Consider the following 17842-nt stretch of genomic DNA (forward strand, 5'->3'; position numbering starts at 1 on the left):
GTGCGCGCACAGGCTCACACACTGGAGGCAATCGCCGCGGGTATCGTCGTACTGGCGAGTGTCGTCTTCGCCCTGCAGGTGACGGCAGTCACCCCGCTGTCGGCGAGTACGGCCAGCCAGCACATCGAAAACCAGCAGCAGTCGTCGGCCGCGGGCGTCCTCGACGCCGCCCGGGAGAACGGCTCGCTCGACACAGCGGTCCGCTACTGGGACGAGACGAACGGGACGCTTCACGGCTCCTCCGGGGGAGGGTACACGACCGACGCCGAGGTCGAACGGACGACACTCGGCCGGATGCTCCTCGACACCTTCGAAGCGCGCGGCGTCGCGTTCAACGTCTACTTCGCTTACACGACGGATACGGGGACGCTCGTCCGCGAGCGCTTCATCTACCGTGGCGAACCCAGTGACAACGCCGCCACGGCGACGACGGCCGTGGCCCTCTACGACGACGACCCGCTCTACGATGCGGACGGGATGCCGACGGACACGACGGTCAACGGGTCGAGTTCCTACGACACGCAGATCCCGCCGGACTCCTCGACCGGGCTGTACAACGTCGTCCGGGTGGAGGTGGTAGTATGGCGGATGTGAGTGACCGCAGTCGTGCCCAGTTGCTCCTCGTGGGTGCGCTCGCGCTCGCCGTGGTCTTTCTCTCCCTGAGTCTCCTCCTCAACTCCGTCATCTACACGGAGAATCTGGCGACGCGACAGACACACGCGGACACGGAGAAGGCCACGACCTTCCGGACCGCCGTCGTCGACGGCCTCGGCGGGGCTATCGGCCACGCCAATCGGCGGAACACGACGAGTTTCGCCGACCGGCGCGACGCGTATCGGGCCGCGGTAGACGACCTGATACCGATACTGGCGAACCACTCCGCGACCGACGGGGTGGCGGCCGACGTGGACCGCCAGGGGGTTCAGGAGGGTACCCGCCTCGTCGACGACGACGCGACTTCGGGTATCGTCGACCAGGATGGCTCCGGTACGTGGACGATGGCGACCGACTCGAAGGTCAGGGCGTTCCGGCTGAACGTCACCAGCGTCTCCGGCGACGTGACGATCACCTTCGACGACGGCACCGCACAGGACGTGGTCATCGCCGCCGCCGGTCCGTCGGTTCGCGTCGACGGCGAGTCGTGTGCGCTGGAGACGGGCCGCATCGACATCGGCGCCGGGACGGTCGACGGCGAGTACTGTGCGCCGCTGGCGGACGCTCGGCCGACCGGCAACGTGAACGTCACGGTCGAGAATGGAGGGTCGATCGAAACGACGTACTCGCTGGTCGTGGACCGCAACCAGGCGGGCTTCCGGACCGCCGTCGACACGGCGAACTATCCCACCCAGTGTACGCCGCCGTCATCGACGTACGCGTCGACTGACGCCGGCGACCCGTACACGACGCCGGCCGTCTACGCCGCCACGGCGCGGATCAGCGTCGCGACGCAGGACCTCGACTACGGACGGGATGTCCGCGCGGCCCCCGGTGAAGTCGGTTCGCCGGCGAGCGAACCGACCTTCACGGAGTTCAGCGTCACACAGTCGGGGAACGATTTCGACGTCAACTGGACCAGCACCGACCCGAACGGCGACATCGACCACGTCGACGTTCGGATGTACTACGTGACCAACGGCACGCTCTACGGCGACACACTCGGTGCGCCCGCGGACGGGTCGACGACGTTCAAGGACGTGCCGAGTGGGTACCAGTACTACGTCAACGGGACGGTGGCGGACGACGCCACGTCGACACGGCGCGTGAGCGAGGTGGTGTGTTCGTGATCCGTCGTGACCGCCGGGCCACGTCGACGGCGCTCGGCTACGTCCTGTCGCTCGGCATTTCGGCCATCCTCATCTCCGGGCTGATCGTCGCCGGCGGCGGGTTGATGGAGAGCCAGCGCGACCAGTCCGCCCGGATCGAACTGCAGGTGATCGGCCAGACCGTCGCCGACGACCTGTCGAGCGCCGCTCGCCTCGCGGACTGTGACTCCTGTGAGGTTCGCCTGCGCATCGACGTGCCGTCTCGTGTCGCCGGCGAGTCGTACCTGATCCAGGTCGACGAGATAGATGGGTCTCCGCCCGCCTACCGCTACCGACTCACGCTATCGACCGGTCGGTCGAACGTGGCGGTCGACGTCTCCGTTCGGACGAGCGTGCCGGTCGCGGAGACGAGCGTCGCTGGCGGGACGATGATCGTCGACTACGACGCGGGACAGTTGGAGGTGCGGAATGACTGACGACCGTGCCGTCAGCGACGTGTTGAGTTTCATCCTCGTGTTCTCGCTGATCACGGCGTCCGTCGGCATCGTGACTGTGGTCGGTCTCGGGAGTCTGCAGGACGCGCGCAACGCGGAGCGGATCGACAACGGCGAGCGTGCGTTCGAGGTGCTCGCGGACAACCATCGCGACATCGCCCACGGCGGCGCGCCGTCGCGAGCGACCGAAATCAAACTCGCGGAGACGACGCTGACGCTCGCGGACCCCTCGGACTCCAACGTCACGCTGTCGGACGGGACGGCCGTGGGATCGACCGAGTCCAGATCGGTCACGTTCGGCACGGCAGGCGACGGCTCGGCGCTCTCCCGTGGCGTCGTCTACGAACTCGGTGCCGTCTTCCGCGTCGACCGCGGCGGGGCCGCGATGCGCCGGGCGCCCCCCTTCCAGTTCGACGAGAACCGGACCGTGCTCCACTACGTGACGCTCGAATCGCGGACCGGCCAGATCCAGCGCCAGTCCGGGTCGACGACGGTGCTCGTCCGGAGCGTCCGCGGGACGACGACGCTCATATCCCACACGGAGCCGACGAACGAGGTGACGATCACGGTCGAAACCGAGCCCCGGCGAGCCGAGGCCTGGAAGCGCTACTTCGAGACGCAGCTGGAGGGGATGGCGGGGTCGGGCTGTGATTCCCTCGACGGCTCCGGGACCGTCTCCTGCTCGTTCGAGACGGACGACCTCCGCGTGACGCGGACGACCATCAGGGTTCAGATCAGTTGACGCTGGCCGTCACGTTGTGTTTCGTGATGTGGAGATAGGTGACGACCTTCCCGCTCCCATCGTAGTAGATGTAGCCCGAGGAGCCGGATTCGCCGATGCCCGCGTTGTTGCCGTCGGCGACGATGAGGTCGAACCCGGGGCCCACCTCCGCGAAGTAGTGCCGGGTAAGGAACGTCAGATCCTCCGGGTCGCCCGTGCTGTAGGGGTAGGGGCCGTGGCTCGAATCCGACGGGTGGTCGTCGAAGTTCGCGTCGCCCGCGAGCGTCTTCGACCCCGACTTGAAGTGCGTCATCTCGTTTTTCACCTTCTCGTAGTTCATGCTGGCCGTGCCGTTGGGCGGGGTGAGGTCCACGTCGACCCAGATTTCGTCGCCGTCTGCGGGTTTGCCGTTAATCTCGCCACACTCGGCAGTGAGGTAGTCGTCGCTGTACCACCCGTGATGGGTGTCGCCCCCGTCGTCGCTGTAGTAGAGGTACAGATCGACGTTTTCGCCGCAGGTGGTATCGCCGCCGTCTTCGACGTGAATCTCGAACTGTTGCTGTCCTTGCTGGGCGTACAGCGACCAGTCGAGATTCGAGAAGGAGGACTCCTCGCTGTCCTGCGGACGAATGGTAAAGGAGAAATCTTGGAGCGAGTGGCCGCTGTCCATGCCGCGGACGGTGATGCCCTGCGTCTCCGGCGGCATCTGGAAGTCACCAAGCGTCCCGATACTGATGAGTTCGACGGCGACGGTGTTCGAACTTGGGTGCGAGACGTTGCCGTCGGTGCGTGTCTCGAAGTACGATCCCCACGCTTCGGCGTACTCGCTCTGGATGATGACTTCGACCGTCCCGTTCTCGACGGGATTCGAGTAGTCGGTGCCGTCGGGGTACGTCTCCGTGTCCGGATACACCGGCACGCCCTGTCCAGGTGATCGGGCGCTCACCGTTGTCTGTCCAGCGCCCCCACCGGAGCCCTGGATGCGGACGAGGGGGAAGGTGAGCGTCCCCCGCCGGTAGTGAAACTCCGGCGGCGACACCATCTGTGACGAGCCACCTTCGTACGAGCGCCAGACGCCCCCGCCCTGGTAGGCGATGGACTCCCCGTCGCTCCGGTAGATGATCGCGCCGAGCGACGTGTTCGGGACGAGCGTCGCGTCGTTGGCGCCGTCGTAGTTCCGGTGGACGATCCGAATCGTCCCGGCGTCCTGATCGACGGTGTAGCTACCGCTCGTCGTGGGAAGGTCGACGCGCTGGCTCTCCGAGTCCCCGAGTGCGACCGTCGACAGCCGGGAGTCCAGAAGCGTCATCCCGTTCTCCGCCCGGTCGAGTTCGGATTTGGACTGTACGTCGTTGATCGCGGTCGATCCGAACGCGATGACGACCGTCGTCGAGACGATGACCAGTGCGAGGACGAGGATCACGCCGATCGGTTCGGCCTGTGCGGTTCGGTCGCGGACGAACCGGTACAGGCGTGGGGCGCGTGACCGCATTACCGTTCAGTCGGTGGCAGCGCATAAAAGCCGACTGGCCGATTCTCGAAGCTGAGATTCTGACCGTCCGTTCCCCTTGAACACGTCGTACGGCGCTGCGTCGCGTTCTCGTGTCCGATAGTGATCCGTCGCGTGTCGAGCAACAGGACTATACTCACGCCCCTGTTGAGTGGGAGTATGCACCACGACACCGCGTTTCTCGACGATCTGGGTCTCGCTTCCGATCAGATGTCGGTCACCGACGCGGACCGGGAGCAGCGCTCGCACGACTGGGGCACTCCCCGCGAGGACGGCGTCCGACCGGACGTCGTCGTCTGGCCCGAATCGACGGAGGACGTCGCGTCGATCCTGCAGGCGGCGACCGAACACGGCGTCCCCGTCACACCCTACGCCGCGGGGACGAGTCTGGAGGGCAACGCGGTTCCCATCGAAGGTGGAATCACCCTCGATATGACCCGGATGGACGCCGTCCTCGACGTACGACCTGACGACCTGCAGGTGGACGTCCAGCCCGGCATCTTCGGCGACGACGTGAACGAGGCGGTGGCGAAACACGGGCTCTTTCTCCCCTCGCTCCCCTCCTCGGGTGCCATCTCGACCATCGGCGGGATGCTCGCCAACGACGCCAGCGGGATGAAGACCGTCAAGTACGGCGAGGTGAGCGACTGGGTCCTCGGCATGGAGGTCGTCCTCCCGACCGGCGAGGTGATCACGACCGGGAGTCGGGCGGTCAAGACCTCCAGCGGCTACAATCTCGGTGACCTGATCGTCGGGAGCGAGGGGACCTTGGGCGTCATCACTCGGGCGACGATCAAGTTGGCCGGTCGCCCCGCCCAGATCCGGGGTGGACGCGCCCACTTCGAGACGCTCGACGACGCCGCGGAGGCCGTCTTCGACGCCGTCCGCTCCGGCGTCGACGTGGCGAAGATCGAACTCATCGACCGGCTGAGCGCCGCCATCTCGAACGCCCACCTCGACACCGACCTCCCCGACGTGCCGATGGTGTTCGTCGAGTTCCACGCCAACCACGGCATCGAGGAGGAGATCGACTTCTGTCGGTCGGTGTTCGAGGCCCACGACGTCACCAGCTTCGAGGTGGCCGAGAACGACCGCGGCATGGACGAACTGTGGCAGGCACGGCGCGAACTCGCGGACGCGTTCGAGCCGTACGACGACGACCTCTCGCCGCTCACACCCGGCGACGTGACCGTCCCCATCAGCAAGTATCCGGAGATCACCCGTTACGCGAAGCAGTTGGGCGAGGAGGAGGACTTCCTCGTCGCCTGCCTCGGTCACGCCGGCGACGGCAACCTCCACTACATCATCATGGTCGACCCCGACGACCCCGAGGACGTGGCTCACGGCAAGGAAGTATCCCGAAAGATCGTCGAACGCGCCATCGAACTCGGGGGCACGTCGACGGGCGAGCACGGCATCGGCCTCGGCAAGCAGGACTACCTCGCCGCCGAACACGGCGAGGCGGCGGTGGACGCGATGCGGTCGATCAAGCGGGCGCTCGATCCGGCGGGGATCATGAACCCCGGAAAGGTGTTCGACGGGCCGGACGCCTGATCACTCGGCCGCCGTGTACAGATACGCGCTGACGGCGACGATCAGCACTTCGGCCGCCTTGGCGACGACGGCCATCATGTTGAGTTCGCCGCCGCGGTAAAACGGCGAGACGAAGCCCTCGAACCCACCGAAAAAGAAGAAGGCGAGGAACGTGACGAGAGCGTAGCCGGCGGCGACGAGAAAGAGTTCGCGCCGCCAGTAATGAGTCAGGTAGAGGATGATACCGCCCATGAACCCGAGACCGTTGAGGATGAAGAGGATGCCGAGCGTCTGGCTGAAGCCCATCACGCGCGGACCCAACAGCAGGTGGATCACACCCGTCACGATCGCCAGTAGAATCGCCAGATAGCCGACGGGGTTCTCCGGGAGGCTCACGAACGACTCGCTGGACTGCGTGCTCACGCTCATCGGTCTCCCCCCTGACGCCGGTTCGTCGGCGTGATCACGTCTCGGTCGGGGACTAGCGACGGGGCAGTCGCGTTGGAATAGGCTCGTGCCATGGATAGCTTGTCAACGCCGCGAAACAAATGCCGATTGGTGCGATCCTCGAAAGATCGACGTCGAGTCGGCCGACTGCGGCGCCGCTCTCCCGTTCACAGGTCGACGCGGTCGAAGTCGTAGAAGACGGCTTCGAAATCCTCCTCGTTCATCCCCGATTCGAGTTGCTCCACCCGGTCGCGCGTCCGCTTCAGTTTCTCCCGGAGTTGCTGGTACTTCTCGTTCTCTGCCAGTTCGTCCGCCTCCTTGTGTGATTCGAGTGCGGCGAGTGTCGACGCCGTCGCAAAGAGTTCGGAGAGCTGTCGGTCGTAGGCGTTGCGTTCGAGGAGTCCCCTGACGAGTCGCTGGATGTCCTTCCGGAAGAGAGGCTTGACGACGTAGTCGTCGAACCCCATATCGAGCACGTCGAAGTCGGGTTCGACCGCAGTCACCATCGCCACGCGACAGTTGTAGTCACGCTCGCGAATCCTCTCGAGCACCTCGTCCCCCGAGAGTCCGGGCATCAGTCGGTCGAGTAATACGATGTCCGTGTCGTCGTCGACCAGTTCGAGCGCTTCCTCCCCGTTGGTCGCGACATCCACGTCGTACTCCTCGGAGAGCCACTCGGCGAACAGTTCGGCCAGTTCAGTCTCATCCTCGACGACGAGGACGTGGGGTGGTGACGAGGTCATGTCAGCGCCGAGCCGCTCCGGCTACAGGACGTTACGGCGGCAGGGTAATGATATTTCTGCCGATTTACTGACAATTCATCGCCGCTCTCGTGGCGTCGGGGCGTCTTACGAGTCCACCATCGAGCGCCGCTCGAGTGTGAGCGTTCCACAGACGGGACAGAGATAGTGGTCGTCGTCGAACGTCGAGTCACAGTTAGAACAGACGTACTCCGATCCGTTCTCCGGGCCTAGGGGGAGCATCCCATCGTAACTGTACGGTGCAGTCACAGGTTTCCCACCCCTTCGTGTTGGCCGCGTACACCACCGTGCATGGTATCTATCGGTACTGGGGCCTACTGCTCCATAGTACCAAAAGCTACCGGTCGTGGATCTGTCGGTGTCGCGATTCGATGCCGGAGCCCGTCAGCGTACGCAGGGCTTACCTGTCTCCGCATCTAGCCCCGACCATGACGAACCGCGTCGTGCAGGGACGGATGGTGACCGCCGAGCGTCTGGCCGAACTGATCGAGGGCGAACCGCCCATGGAGGCCGACGCCATCGAAGATGCCGACCGCCAGTGTCCCGAGTGCGACGGCGATGTCCTCACCGTCGCCTACATGCCCTCCGTAACCGAGTTGATCACGGGGTACAAGTGCCAGGAGTGCGACTGGGCCGACACCGACCGATAACCGAAATCCCTTTACCGTCCTTCGGATAACGGAGTATCGAGGGGTCGTGGCCAAGCCCGGCATGGCGACTGACTCCAGAGGCTCCGCCCGGTGACGACACTCCAGACTGATATTCCGAGCGCGCGACTGATCATCGCCGCGCGACGACGACCCTCTGGAGTACCGAGGCGCAACCGGAGATATCAGTCGATCGGGGGTTCAAATCCCTCCGACCCCACTCTGAAATAAACTCTTACGGTGGGTTTTATCGACCATTAGCGGCGCTCCACTAACGAAATGTGAACGCGAGCGGCGGCTATTCTCTGAGCGTGGCTGTTCGTCTCGTCGGCCTGCTGTAGTCCGGATCATTCTGTTACCTCGTCGAAGTCGGTCGGATCGCTGTGCTCGCAGATGTCGATGTCGTCGAACTGCTGGAGGTTTGCGGGGACGGTGCTGGCCGGCGCTCGAAGTTCATCAGTCTCCAAGCCCGGCTCCAGACGTTCGAAGGAGGAGTATCCGTCAGATCTCAGCGGCGTCTGTGGAGAGTTCTGGGCAAAATCAGTCTTGAATATCGATACTTCGTTGAAAGAATCCGAATCCAAGTTCGGACTGAAAACGGCTTGCCAGTTCGAGAATCTGTTGGGTCGCTCCTGCAGCGATCAGTTCGTCAACAATTCTACTGGTCTGTTCGTACAGGACTCGCACTTCGCCATCTTCAACAAACTCATCGATAGCTGGTTCGACATCCGCCATCACGTTTTGATGCTGGAGGATGCTCTCGATCGCGCTCCATCGGATAACTGTGAGCCCAGCATTGACTTTCAGCAGATAAATCTCCGTTTCATCGAATCGCGTTGCAATCGTCGGTGACGGTTCTATACCCCGATCGGTAAATGACACCAGGGAAGGGAGAGGGGAGTTGGCCACCGCATCCAAATTCTCGCTCATCGCCTCGAAGAGTTCGAACAGGGGATTCGACGGATCAACCTTCTTCAACTCGTGAAACATCTGCTCAGCATCGTTTAATGCGTCGAGATGTGCGTCTTCTGTATCGATAGAATACAGATCGATCGGAAATTGACGGTTGATCAACCAATACAGAACGAAATCGGGGATTAGCCACCAAACTACCTTTTGGAGCCACCGCAGTATTCGATCAGAAAAATCGTCTGACTGTTTTCGGGCCAGAACCACCTCGATTTGTTCGAGCAGTCTCAAAAAAATGGATGATGGATTGCCTTGCTCGGACAGATTCGACGAAAGCTGAATGAATTCTGGAATCGCTCTAATGTGTTCCTCGCCGTACCTGTCGAGAATATCAAGAATACGGTAGAGCACGTATCGTTGGTATTCTTGGCCGTACGAGTGCCATTCTGCTCTGAACATCTCCAAAATGGATTCCATGTCGTCCTCGTATCCCTCCATGAACTCCTCGACAGACGGACGAGCAGGAGGATCATTCTCCGCGGAGTTTGAAGAGAGGCGAGCGTAGTGATCTGCTAGTACATTCCGCGTTTCATCGGGAGCCGTAATCGCCTCTGCAATCCGGGCGCTCACCTCCTGCAATGGTTCCCACATCGAGAGACTTATCATCATATGACAATGAACACCCACCTGAAGACCGAAATGGAATAATTGGACGAGTGAACTGATGTCGAAGTGACTGTACTCATTTTCGTACCGCTCAAATTCGTCCAGTTCGACGTCGAGACTTGTGAGGACGAAACGTATCATTCCGGTATGTTGATCGCGCTCGATCGTTCGCTTCGAGCTCGCCGTGAATATTTTGAGCAGATTTAGATAGACGATGTTCGCAAGTAAATTAGGGAAGTACAGTCGAACCCAAGCGGGGCTACCCCTGTTCTGATACGTGTGTTCCAGTTCGTGGCTGATGATCTCTTTTGTAATCTTGCCCAATTCGTCCTCCACCCCGTCGGCCGCAATCTCCGTACGTAATTCCTCCAATGTCTCGACAGGTGCTGGAAACTGGAATTGACAGTAGTCGATCGTCGGGAAGTACATTCCAGGGGGTGTATGGGCTTGAGTCACCCCTCCAGTGAGCGGATAATGATACCCGAACACCGGTGAGTACTCAAACGATTGGAACCATTCGGAGGTCATCTTAGGCGGTCGGGTGGAGGCCGGTCTCGATTACGGTCCGAACAGCATTTCGCGTGATGATTACTGTGCTAATAGCATCGTCCTCGTCCATCGATTCGTTACGCTCGTTGATTTGTCTGCTCTTTTGCTTGATAAATTCCAACTTACTGAATAGATTGGCGGTGTGATCGGGTGTCATCTGTGCCTGCACTAACTCTATGCCATCTTTCCAAACGTCGTCGGGGATCTCAGAGCAATACGCTTCACAAAAATACGCTATCAGATGTTCGATTGCGAAGGCGCTGTGTAGTATCACACCCGTTTCTGACCCCTCATGGAGTGCATCGTACGATTTCTGCAGATCGTCTTTCGTCTCCGTCGGCAGCTGCGTCCAGACATCAGTCCCTACCCACTCGGCGGGATCTGTGGCAATTGATTTCGAGTTGATAGTGATCAAGTCACCGTCAAGCCGCTCCCGCAGTTTTCGAGCGAGACGCTCGTTCCCGCCCGTTAGTTCTCCGATTTGATAGCCCACGATGAGGAGTTCGATTATCGGGAGGATTTCGATCCAATTGAAAGCAAAGCCTGTGTCGCTCTCGTCACCCTTCATCTCCTGCGTTGGGTCGAACGATTCGAACCATACACTTGGAGAACTCCTACGTGAGTCTGTCAGCTCGTCCTGAATCTGTTGCAGATCATCCTCAGTGAGTTCTGTCGCTGGCGAAAGCACGAGGTACTCGTCTCTCATATCGATCTAGTTGCCAGTGTGTCATGTTATATCTTCTCGTGGAAATCGGTAGCAAACATACGATAGAAGATAACCCCAATGAGATCCGACTATGTGGCCCTCGATGATCCTCAGTCAAGAGTTTGAAATTGGGTGTTTCGAATGGATCCCTCGCACAGCGACGGTACTTCACTGTGACCGGCAGGGGGATAGAGTCCGTTTTCGGCGGGTTCGGACTCTCCAGAGGCGTCTTTGCTCTCTCTCACCTCACTTCGTTCGGTGAAACTGCACTGTGAGCGGCTACTGCACCAGTTTTCCTCCGACCGGACACGACGGACGACCGAGCCGGCCGCGGTCGTCACCTGCTCAGGCGTCTCGCCGAGCGGCCAGTAGTGCAGCCGCGACGAGCGCGATAACCGCGACGACGGCCCCGAAGCCGGCACCACCCCCTTCGGTGGGCGTCGGTGTGGGCGTCGCAGTCGGCTCGGGCGTGGGTTCGGGTGTCGGCTCCGGCGTGGCTGTCGCAGTCGGCGTGGGTTCGGGCGTCGCCGTCTCCGTCGGCGTCGGCCGCTCGGTCGGTGTCGGCTCGGGCGTCGCCGTCTGTCGGGTTTCGACGATCTCTACCTCGACCGTGTCGGTGTTGTAGGAGTCGTCCACTTCGAGCGTGTACGTGCCCGGCTCCACCTCCACGTCGTCGAGGTCGAGCGCGATCCGGTACCTGCCGTCGTAGCCCCACTCGTCGGTCGTCGTGAGGGCGACGGAATCGCCGTCGTCGGTCAGTAACTCGACGGTGATCGAGTTGTCGCCCGGCCGCAGGTTGGTCGTCCCCTCGATGATCATCGTGTCGTCGATGGCGATCGGATTGACGCCTGTGGCCGGTGCCCCCTGCGGGTAGACGTTTCCGATCGTGGATCGGGAGTCCGCGAGCCGGAAGGTCGTCGTCACCATCCGGTCGTCGCTCGCGGTCGCTTCGGTCGTCGCATCCAGGAGGCGCGCGCGGACCTGAGCACCCGTCAGCGACTGCTGATCGAGGTTGGTCGCGAACTGCTGGAGATCCGAGTACGCGTCCCCGCTCGTGAGCGCACGCAGGCCGCCGTTCCCGAACTGGCCGTCGCGTCCGGCGGTGAGTGCCATGGCGATGACCGGCCCTTCCTCGAGATCCTCGCCGATGTTCAGGTCGTCTTCCTCGAACGTGTTGTCGGAGTCGATCCGTACGTCCGTGTACTGGACGTTGCCGCGTTCGTCGACGAACAGGAAGGCGACGGTCTGCGAGCCGAGCGACGTGCCGGACACGCCGATCACGCGGTCGTCGACGGACACCTGTCCGCCGACCGACTGGAAGGTGGCGCTCAGTTCCGTGTCGGTCACGCGGAGCGACCGCTGGAAGCTCGTCCCGGTCGTGAACTCGGAGACGCTGAGACTCCGCGCGATGTTCCCGCGCCCGCCGGCGTCGGCCGCGTCGATCACCCCGAGGCGGTACGTGCCGGGCAGGGAGAGGAGGTCGTTACCGTCCTCGTTCCCTTCCGAGAGGACGATCTCCTCCTCCTCGAACGTGCCGTCGGCGTCGACGGAGAGCGTCGCCTGCGTGCCACCGGAGGCCGAACTGTCGAGATCCAGAAGCTGGTAATCACCCTGTCGGCGCACGTAGAAGGCGACGTCGTCGACCCCGCTCGACGCCGTCCCGTTCAGGGTAATCTCGCTGCCGATGGCGTACGTGTCGCGCGGGTTCGTGATCGAGACTTCGCCCTGTCCGACCGTCATCGAGGGGTCGTCGACGACGCTGAGACTGCCGAGGTCGGCGTCGACGTCAGCTTCGCTGGTGGGCCGATCCGGCGAGGCCCGGTAGAGGTCGATGTCGATACTGCTGTCGTCGAGGTTGGTCGTGTCGATCTGGCCGACGCCGAGGCCCGTGTCGTCGTCGATCTCGACGACCGCGTACGCCACGTCTCGTTGCTCGGAGTACCCCGTGAGCACGGTGTCACCGACCCGTCGGAAGATCCGCTCTCGCTGGGCGGTCGAGAGACTCCCCGACCGGAACTCGTCCTCGGCGATGGTGACGATGTGGTACTCGCCGGCGCTCGACCCGCGAATCCGGAAGCTCACGTCTTCGCCCCGCGTTACGGTTCGACGGTTGAGGACGAGTCGCACGTCGTCGTCGCCGGTGACGGTGATGGTCGCGCTCCGGCTGGCGGTCCCGAAGTCGAGGTCGTCCGTGCCGGCGAGCGTGACCGTGAACGTCCCCGTGTTGAGGTCCGAGAGATCCATGTCCCACCGGACCTCGCCGTTGGTCACGTCGGATGCCTGCTTGGTCGCCGGGTCGCCGGTCGATCCTGGCGATTCGACGATGGCGTCGCCGGTCACGTCGAGACCGTTGTTGTTCCGAACGGTGACTTCGAGGTTCTCGGCCTGCTGGTAGTTCCAGGCGCCGGCGACGGTGAGTTCGCCGGATCCGCTGGTGGCACTGCCCTGCCGAACCGATCCTCCAGCGATGTCGACGCCACGGATGTTCTCGATGTCGAGCGTGGTGACGCGCGGCGTCGTGACCGTCACGCCGGGTGATCCCCTGTCGCCGTCGGTCGTGTAGCGGCCGATGGCCTGATCTTGCGGGACGTTCGGCGTTTCGAGAGGCACGCCCTCGGCGTCGCCGGCCGTCTTCACGACGCCGCCGGAGAGCGAGCCGCCGAGTTCGATCCCGGATTCGCCCTGGAAGACGGTCGCGCCGTCGTAGACGACACCCTCGCCGTCGACGGTGTCGAACGGACCGCTCCCACCGGGACCGGAACGGGTCGTCCCGCTCGGTCCGGCGACGTCCTCGACGGTCACCGACGCGAGCGTCGTGGAGCCGAGATCGTCACTACCGCTGTCGGTGAACCGGTACGTGATGGTCCCAGTCTGGTCGCTGGTCACCGATCCCCAGGTGACGCGAATCGTCGCGTCGACGGTGAGATCGACGTCGGTGTTACTGGACCCCGACAGATCCTGTGTCGCGTTGATGTACGCCGTTCGGCCGACGACGTTGGTCGTCGAACTGACGGTCGTGGTGTTGTTCGTTACGGTTGCACTGGTGATCGTGGCGCCAGTCGCCGTCGACGGAAGTGTCACCGCGAACGAATCGGTGCCGCTGTCTGCCGTAACGTCGGTCACGGTGACGGTGAAGTCGTGTGAGACGGTCGATTGTTCGTCGACCGTCGTCGGCGACAGTGCGCTGTCGATGGAGAGTCCACTCGCCGCGACGCCCGTCTGGGAGAGGGCGACGACGCCAGCGATCGGTGCGACCACGACCAGCACCGCGAGGAGTACTGCTCGAACGTGTTCTGTATCAGATCTCATTTTCGTTTCGTGTGTTTGGGTGGGAGCTGCTGGGCCAACTTCTGGTTCGATACGACACCTACCGCTGGTTGCTGTCGCCAATATGTTTTCCACCTATAATAAAATAGCTTACCACTCTGTGTCGGTCGGGGCATCGACCCGTCGTGCTTCCGGACGCGGCCGTCTCGATTCGCTCGTCTGCCCGGCCGTTACCCCTGCCGACGTGGCGGCGACGAGTGAAGCAATTACCCCTTCGATTTATCTCACACACTCGGCCACGCGGAACACGACGTGTGAACGAAACGGTCGTGCGATACGTCGGCGGCGGTGGGGTTGGGCTGCTGTTCTCCTCCTGGCGATCCCCGTCTTCGGGATTCCATCGGCGTTCGTTTCGTTCGCTGCCCGCACGATCACGACCACGATCGCGGCATCGCTGCTCGGTATCTGGCTGTTCGACCGGTATCTCGACTGGTGACACTAGGCAGAAACAGCACAGTTATGATCGACTCGACGGAGGAACGGCCATGACTCCGGTCGTCCTCCTCGGGTCGTTCGTCGCTCCCCTCGTCGCGGGACTCGTGTATCTCGACGCGACCCGGCGAAACTTCTCGCGATCGGTGCGCCTCCGGTGGACCGTCGGCGTCGCCCTCGTCAGCGTCGGCGGATTTCTCCTCCCGCTGTTCGTCGGTGACGCGCTCGTCCGTGCGTACTTGCTGTGGACGAAACCGGCGCCCGTGGTCACGTCGCCGCTCGAACGCCTCGGACTGCACGCTGCTGTCGGACTGGCCGTCACCGGGGTGGCGCTCGTCGGCTACGGGATCGGGACGGTCGCCGTTCGACGCCGTGGCGGGCCGAGCGACCGGTGACGGCCTTTCAGACTCGGAACTCGGCGATCAGGTTGGCGTCGTCGCCGGTCACCGTTCCGGGATTACCCCCCTCGATCGGCTCGGTGTTCCAGTAGATGCTGATCGTCACGCCCTCGGCCGTCCCTTCGGGATCGAGATAGATCGTCTCGCCGGACTCCCACTGCTCTCCGATGCCGACCTGCGGCGGATTGTCGCCCGCGGCTTCGACGAAGTTCTCCCTGTCGCTGGCGTACGTCTCGTCCGCCGGCGTTCCGCTTCCGGGTGCGCCGCCGATGTCCAGCGGCTTCGACCCGGTGACGTAGAGTTGGTCGGTGTCGACGGCGTTGCCCCCCTCTAGCGTCACGGCGATCGTCCGTTCGTCCCCGTCGGACACCAACTGGTGCGAGACACTGATCTGTGGGGCCGGCGGTGGGAGGTCCGGATTGTCCACGAGGACGAACGCCGACACCGTGGTCGCGAGAACGACGGCGAACGCGACGAGTATCGTCACCGCGATGACCGGCGCGACGCCTCGTCTCTCCCTACCGAGATCCCTTGACACAGTGGTATTTTCAGCAGCATGAATTAAAAACGCTACCGCTCGGACCGTCCCCCGATGCTTTTGCTCGTGGCTACCTGACGCCCCGTATGGCGTCGTCATCCGACGCGGCCGGCTCGGCCGGGCGCCCGTCCGCGACCAATCCCGGATCGTTCCTGAGCTGGTATCACCACGCAGTCGCCGTCGCGTACAGCGTCAGCGCCGCCGTCTCCGCGGAGTCGATGCCGCTCGACCGGTTGGCGCTCTACTTCGCCGGTTCCCTGCTCGGTGCGTACGTCGTCGTCGTCGTCCTGACGGTGATCTGGCGACGCCTTATCCCGCGTCTGCTGTAGCCGATCCGTGTACAATGGTGGCCTATGGCAATCGTCGAACCACCCCTTCGACAATATATTGCCACGAACACGCAGGTTTTTATTCCGTTCGTCCTTCACTCGATATATGAGAAGTCCACCCGAGACGAGCGAACTCGATACACCGTCACGCATTCTGATGGGCCCCGGCCCGAGCATGATCCACCCGCGCGTCCTCCGCGCGATGTCGACACAGGCGCTCGGCTACATGGACCCGTCCTTCCTGGAGATTATGGACGACATCCAGGAACTCCTTCGCTACACGTTCCAGACCGACAACGAGTGGACGCTCGCGACGAGTGGTACCGGCACGGCTGCCATGGAGACGGCCATCGGCAACATCGTCGAACCCGGCGACACGATGCTGGTGCCCACCAACGGCTACTTCGGCGACCGGATGGGGAAAATCGCCCGCCGCGCCGGTGGCGACGTGGTGACCGTCGACGCGCCGTGGGGTGAACCCCTCCAGCCCGCGGACGTGGCCGACGCCTTCGACGAACACCAGCCCGACGTGTTCGGCTTCGTCCACGCCGAGACCAGTACCGGCGTCCGCCAGCCGAACGTCCCCGAACTCACCGACATCGCCCACGACCACGACGCGATCACCATCGCCGACTGTGTCACCTCGCTCTCCGGCGTCGAACTCCGAATCGACGACTGGGGCATCGACGCCGCCTACGGCAGCCCCCAGAAATGTCTCTCCTGTACGCCCGGCGCGACGCCACTGACCATCGGCGAACGCGCCCGCCAGAAGATTCAGAACCGCGAGGAAGACACCGGCTCCTGGTATCTCGACCTCGACCTCGTCATGGAGTACTGGGGCGACGAGCGTAACTACCACCATACGGCGCCGACGACGAACTTCTACGGCCTCCGCGAGGCGCTCCGCCTCGTCGCCGAAGAAGGACTCGAGAACCGCTGGGAGCGCCACCTCGACATCGCGGGCGAACTCCGCGAGGGCCTCCAGAGCCTCGGCCTCGACCCCGCCGCCGAGAAGGAGTACTGGCTCCCCAGCCTGAACTCCATCGAAGTGCCCGACAGCGTCGACGACACCGCCGTCATCGAGTACCTGATGAACGAGTACGACATCGAGATCGCCAGCGGCCTCGGCGCTCTCGAGGGCGACATCTGGCGCATCGGTTGCATGGGCTACTCCGCCCGCCGACAGAACGTCGCCTGCCTCCTCGCCGCGATGGAGGACGCCCTCGAAGCGCAGAACTTCGACGTGGACGAACCGGCTATCGAGGCCTGATTACTCGCTCTCGACTTCTCTCGCCGTCTCGCCTATTTCGACCGCCGTCCCCCGGTGTCGGCACTCCTCTAACGCGTGTTTTGCCGTCATGCCGGCGGCGTGGGCGTCCTCACCCCGCCCGACGCCGACCTTGAGGTCGACCCCGACCGCCTCCTCGACGTGGTCGATGGCGGCCTGATAGTCGCTCGCGTCGATGTCGGGCATGACGGCGATGATGTTGTCGCCGCCGACGAAAAAGGAGAGCCCGCCGTGTTCCTCACGGAGGTAGCGCATCAACGCGGCGTACCCCTGTTCGATCTGGATGAAGGAGTCGAACTCGTTGAGTTGGTCGGTGTACTTTTCGGTCGCGTCGTTCACGTCGAAGTGGGCGATGGCCACGTCGTCGGCCGACGGATCGGCGACCGGCGTTCCGGTCAACACTTCCCGTCTGTCGCCGTCCTGTGCGCTCCCGGCCCCCTGGAGTCCCTCGGTCGCCCGTTCCAGCGCGACCGCCGGGTTCGGGTCGACGCCGATGCCGAGGCTGACGGTCACTGGGTAGCGGTTCCCCGTCGACTCCTGCAGGAGTCGGTGGTCGTCGAGGTCGAGGCCGTTCGTCACCGCGACCATGTTGTCGAAGCGGGTGAAGAAGGCGTAGCCACCCCGGTGGCCGACGAACTGCGCGAGGTCGGCGAACAGGCGCGACTGGAGCGTCTGTAGGTCCATCTCGCGGCGCGGCTCCGGCGTCACCGTCCAGGGTCCGTAGTTGTCGATCTGAACGAGCGTCAACTGCGTGTTCGTCACGGTATCGGACCGTGGGGCGGCGACCCAATGGCTCTTTGGTTCTGTGGCGGGCGGGAGAACAG

At 63.2% G+C, this 17842-nt stretch carries 18 protein-coding genes and 1 tRNA gene; 10 read left to right on the top strand and 9 right to left on the bottom strand.

Annotated elements, in window-relative coordinates; translation table 11 throughout:
• Genes DU502_RS06195 through DU502_RS06210 form a run of 4 tightly spaced genes read left to right on the top strand, consistent with a single transcriptional unit; the run spans position 1 to position 2999 of the window.
• Complete coding sequence (locus tag DU502_RS06195; RefSeq protein WP_121920855.1) at positions 1-594, top strand: DUF7288 family protein; 594 nt, start codon at positions 1-3, stop codon at positions 592-594.
• Entirely contained in the window at positions 582-1784 is a 1203-nt protein-coding gene (locus tag DU502_RS06200) for a DUF7261 family protein (protein ID WP_121920854.1), read from the top strand. The genes DU502_RS06195 and DU502_RS06200 overlap by 13 nt, the downstream gene beginning before the upstream one ends.
• Entirely contained in the window at positions 1781-2239 is a 459-nt protein-coding gene (locus DU502_RS06205; RefSeq protein WP_124897035.1) for a DUF7266 family protein, read from the top strand. Before DU502_RS06200 ends, DU502_RS06205 begins: the two co-directional genes overlap by 4 nt.
• Positions 2232-2999, top strand: coding sequence for a DUF7289 family protein (locus DU502_RS06210; protein WP_121920852.1), 768 nt, complete (start codon positions 2232-2234; stop codon positions 2997-2999). The genes DU502_RS06205 and DU502_RS06210 overlap by 8 nt, the downstream gene beginning before the upstream one ends.
• On the opposite strand, the gene DU502_RS06215 is transcribed toward DU502_RS06210, so the two are convergent.
• The gene (locus tag DU502_RS06215) at positions 2992-4470 is read right to left on the bottom strand and encodes a DUF7289 family protein (RefSeq protein WP_121920851.1); all 1479 of its coding nucleotides are present in this window, start codon (positions 4468-4470) and stop codon (positions 2992-2994) included. The two genes, DU502_RS06210 and DU502_RS06215, sit on opposite strands and share 8 nt — an antisense overlap.
• A 177-nt stretch (positions 4471-4647) precedes the next feature.
• On the opposite strand from DU502_RS06215, the gene DU502_RS06220 reads away from it, so the two are divergent.
• A complete protein-coding gene (locus DU502_RS06220; RefSeq protein ID WP_121920850.1) occupies positions 4648-6042 on the top strand; it encodes an FAD-binding oxidoreductase in 1395 nt (464 codons plus the stop codon).
• Here DU502_RS06220 and DU502_RS06225 read toward each other — a convergent pair whose 3' ends face one another.
• The 3 genes from DU502_RS06225 to DU502_RS18185 form a co-directional block, all read right to left on the bottom strand.
• A complete protein-coding gene (locus DU502_RS06225; protein WP_121920849.1) occupies positions 6043-6450 on the bottom strand; it encodes a DUF7475 family protein in 408 nt (135 codons plus the stop codon).
• Positions 6451-6635: 185 nt separating this feature from the next.
• Positions 6636-7211: a response regulator gene (locus DU502_RS06230; protein ID WP_121920848.1), complete on the bottom strand. Its 576-nt coding sequence runs from the start codon at positions 7209-7211 to the stop codon at positions 6636-6638.
• 105 nt (positions 7212-7316) lie between these two features.
• Positions 7317-7478: a hypothetical protein gene (locus DU502_RS18185; protein ID WP_158601173.1), complete on the bottom strand. Its 162-nt coding sequence runs from the start codon at positions 7476-7478 to the stop codon at positions 7317-7319.
• Positions 7479-7657: 179 nt separating this feature from the next.
• Between DU502_RS18185 and DU502_RS06235 the strand changes: the two genes are divergently transcribed.
• Positions 7658-7879, top strand: a complete 222-nt coding sequence (locus DU502_RS06235) for a DUF5795 family protein (RefSeq protein ID WP_121920847.1) — start codon at positions 7658-7660, stop codon at positions 7877-7879.
• Between the two features lie 40 nt (positions 7880-7919).
• Positions 7920-8096: transfer RNA gene (locus DU502_RS06240), tRNA-Trp, on the top strand.
• 320 nt (positions 8097-8416) lie between these two features.
• On the opposite strand, the gene DU502_RS06250 is transcribed toward DU502_RS06240, so the two are convergent.
• The 3 genes from DU502_RS06250 to csg all read right to left on the bottom strand — a co-directional run bounded on the left by DU502_RS06250 (position 8417) and on the right by csg (position 14015).
• Positions 8417-9979, bottom strand: coding sequence for a hypothetical protein (locus tag DU502_RS06250; protein ID WP_121920846.1), 1563 nt, complete (start codon positions 9977-9979; stop codon positions 8417-8419).
• Between the two features lies 1 nt (position 9980).
• Positions 9981-10706 carry a hypothetical protein gene (locus DU502_RS06255; protein ID WP_121920845.1) on the bottom strand — a complete coding sequence of 242 codons (726 nt, stop codon included), beginning with the start codon at positions 10704-10706 and terminating at the stop codon, positions 9981-9983.
• 345 nt (positions 10707-11051) lie between these two features.
• The gene (gene csg / locus DU502_RS06260; protein ID WP_121920844.1) at positions 11052-14015 is read right to left on the bottom strand and encodes an HVO_2072 family ArtA-dependent S-layer glycoprotein; all 2964 of its coding nucleotides are present in this window, start codon (positions 14013-14015) and stop codon (positions 11052-11054) included.
• A gap of 503 nt (positions 14016-14518) precedes the next feature.
• On the opposite strand from csg, the gene DU502_RS06265 reads away from it, so the two are divergent.
• Positions 14519-14860, top strand: coding sequence for a hypothetical protein (locus DU502_RS06265; RefSeq protein ID WP_121920842.1), 342 nt, complete (start codon positions 14519-14521; stop codon positions 14858-14860).
• 7 nt (positions 14861-14867) lie between these two features.
• Here DU502_RS06265 and DU502_RS06270 read toward each other — a convergent pair whose 3' ends face one another.
• Complete coding sequence (locus tag DU502_RS06270; RefSeq protein ID WP_199722718.1) at positions 14868-15401, bottom strand: type IV pilin; 534 nt, start codon at positions 15399-15401, stop codon at positions 14868-14870.
• An 86-nt stretch (positions 15402-15487) separates the two neighbouring features.
• On the opposite strand from DU502_RS06270, the gene DU502_RS06275 reads away from it, so the two are divergent.
• Both DU502_RS06275 and DU502_RS06280 read left to right on the top strand, forming a co-directional pair.
• The gene (locus DU502_RS06275; RefSeq protein ID WP_121920840.1) at positions 15488-15730 is read left to right on the top strand and encodes a hypothetical protein; all 243 of its coding nucleotides are present in this window, start codon (positions 15488-15490) and stop codon (positions 15728-15730) included.
• A gap of 106 nt (positions 15731-15836) precedes the next feature.
• Positions 15837-17000: a pyridoxal-phosphate-dependent aminotransferase family protein gene (locus tag DU502_RS06280; protein ID WP_121920839.1), complete on the top strand. Its 1164-nt coding sequence runs from the start codon at positions 15837-15839 to the stop codon at positions 16998-17000.
• Here the strand turns inward: DU502_RS06280 and DU502_RS06285 are convergent, their stop codons facing one another.
• On the bottom strand, positions 17001-17780 hold the full coding sequence (locus tag DU502_RS06285) for a GTP cyclohydrolase IIa (protein ID WP_121920838.1): 780 nt from the start codon (positions 17778-17780) through the stop codon (positions 17001-17003). It abuts the gene before it with no gap.
• Positions 17781-17842: the final 62 nt, after the last annotated feature.

The organism is Haloplanus aerogenes (genome assembly GCF_003856835.1).
Taxonomy (GTDB): Archaea; Halobacteriota; Halobacteria; order Halobacteriales; family Haloferacaceae; genus Haloplanus; species Haloplanus aerogenes.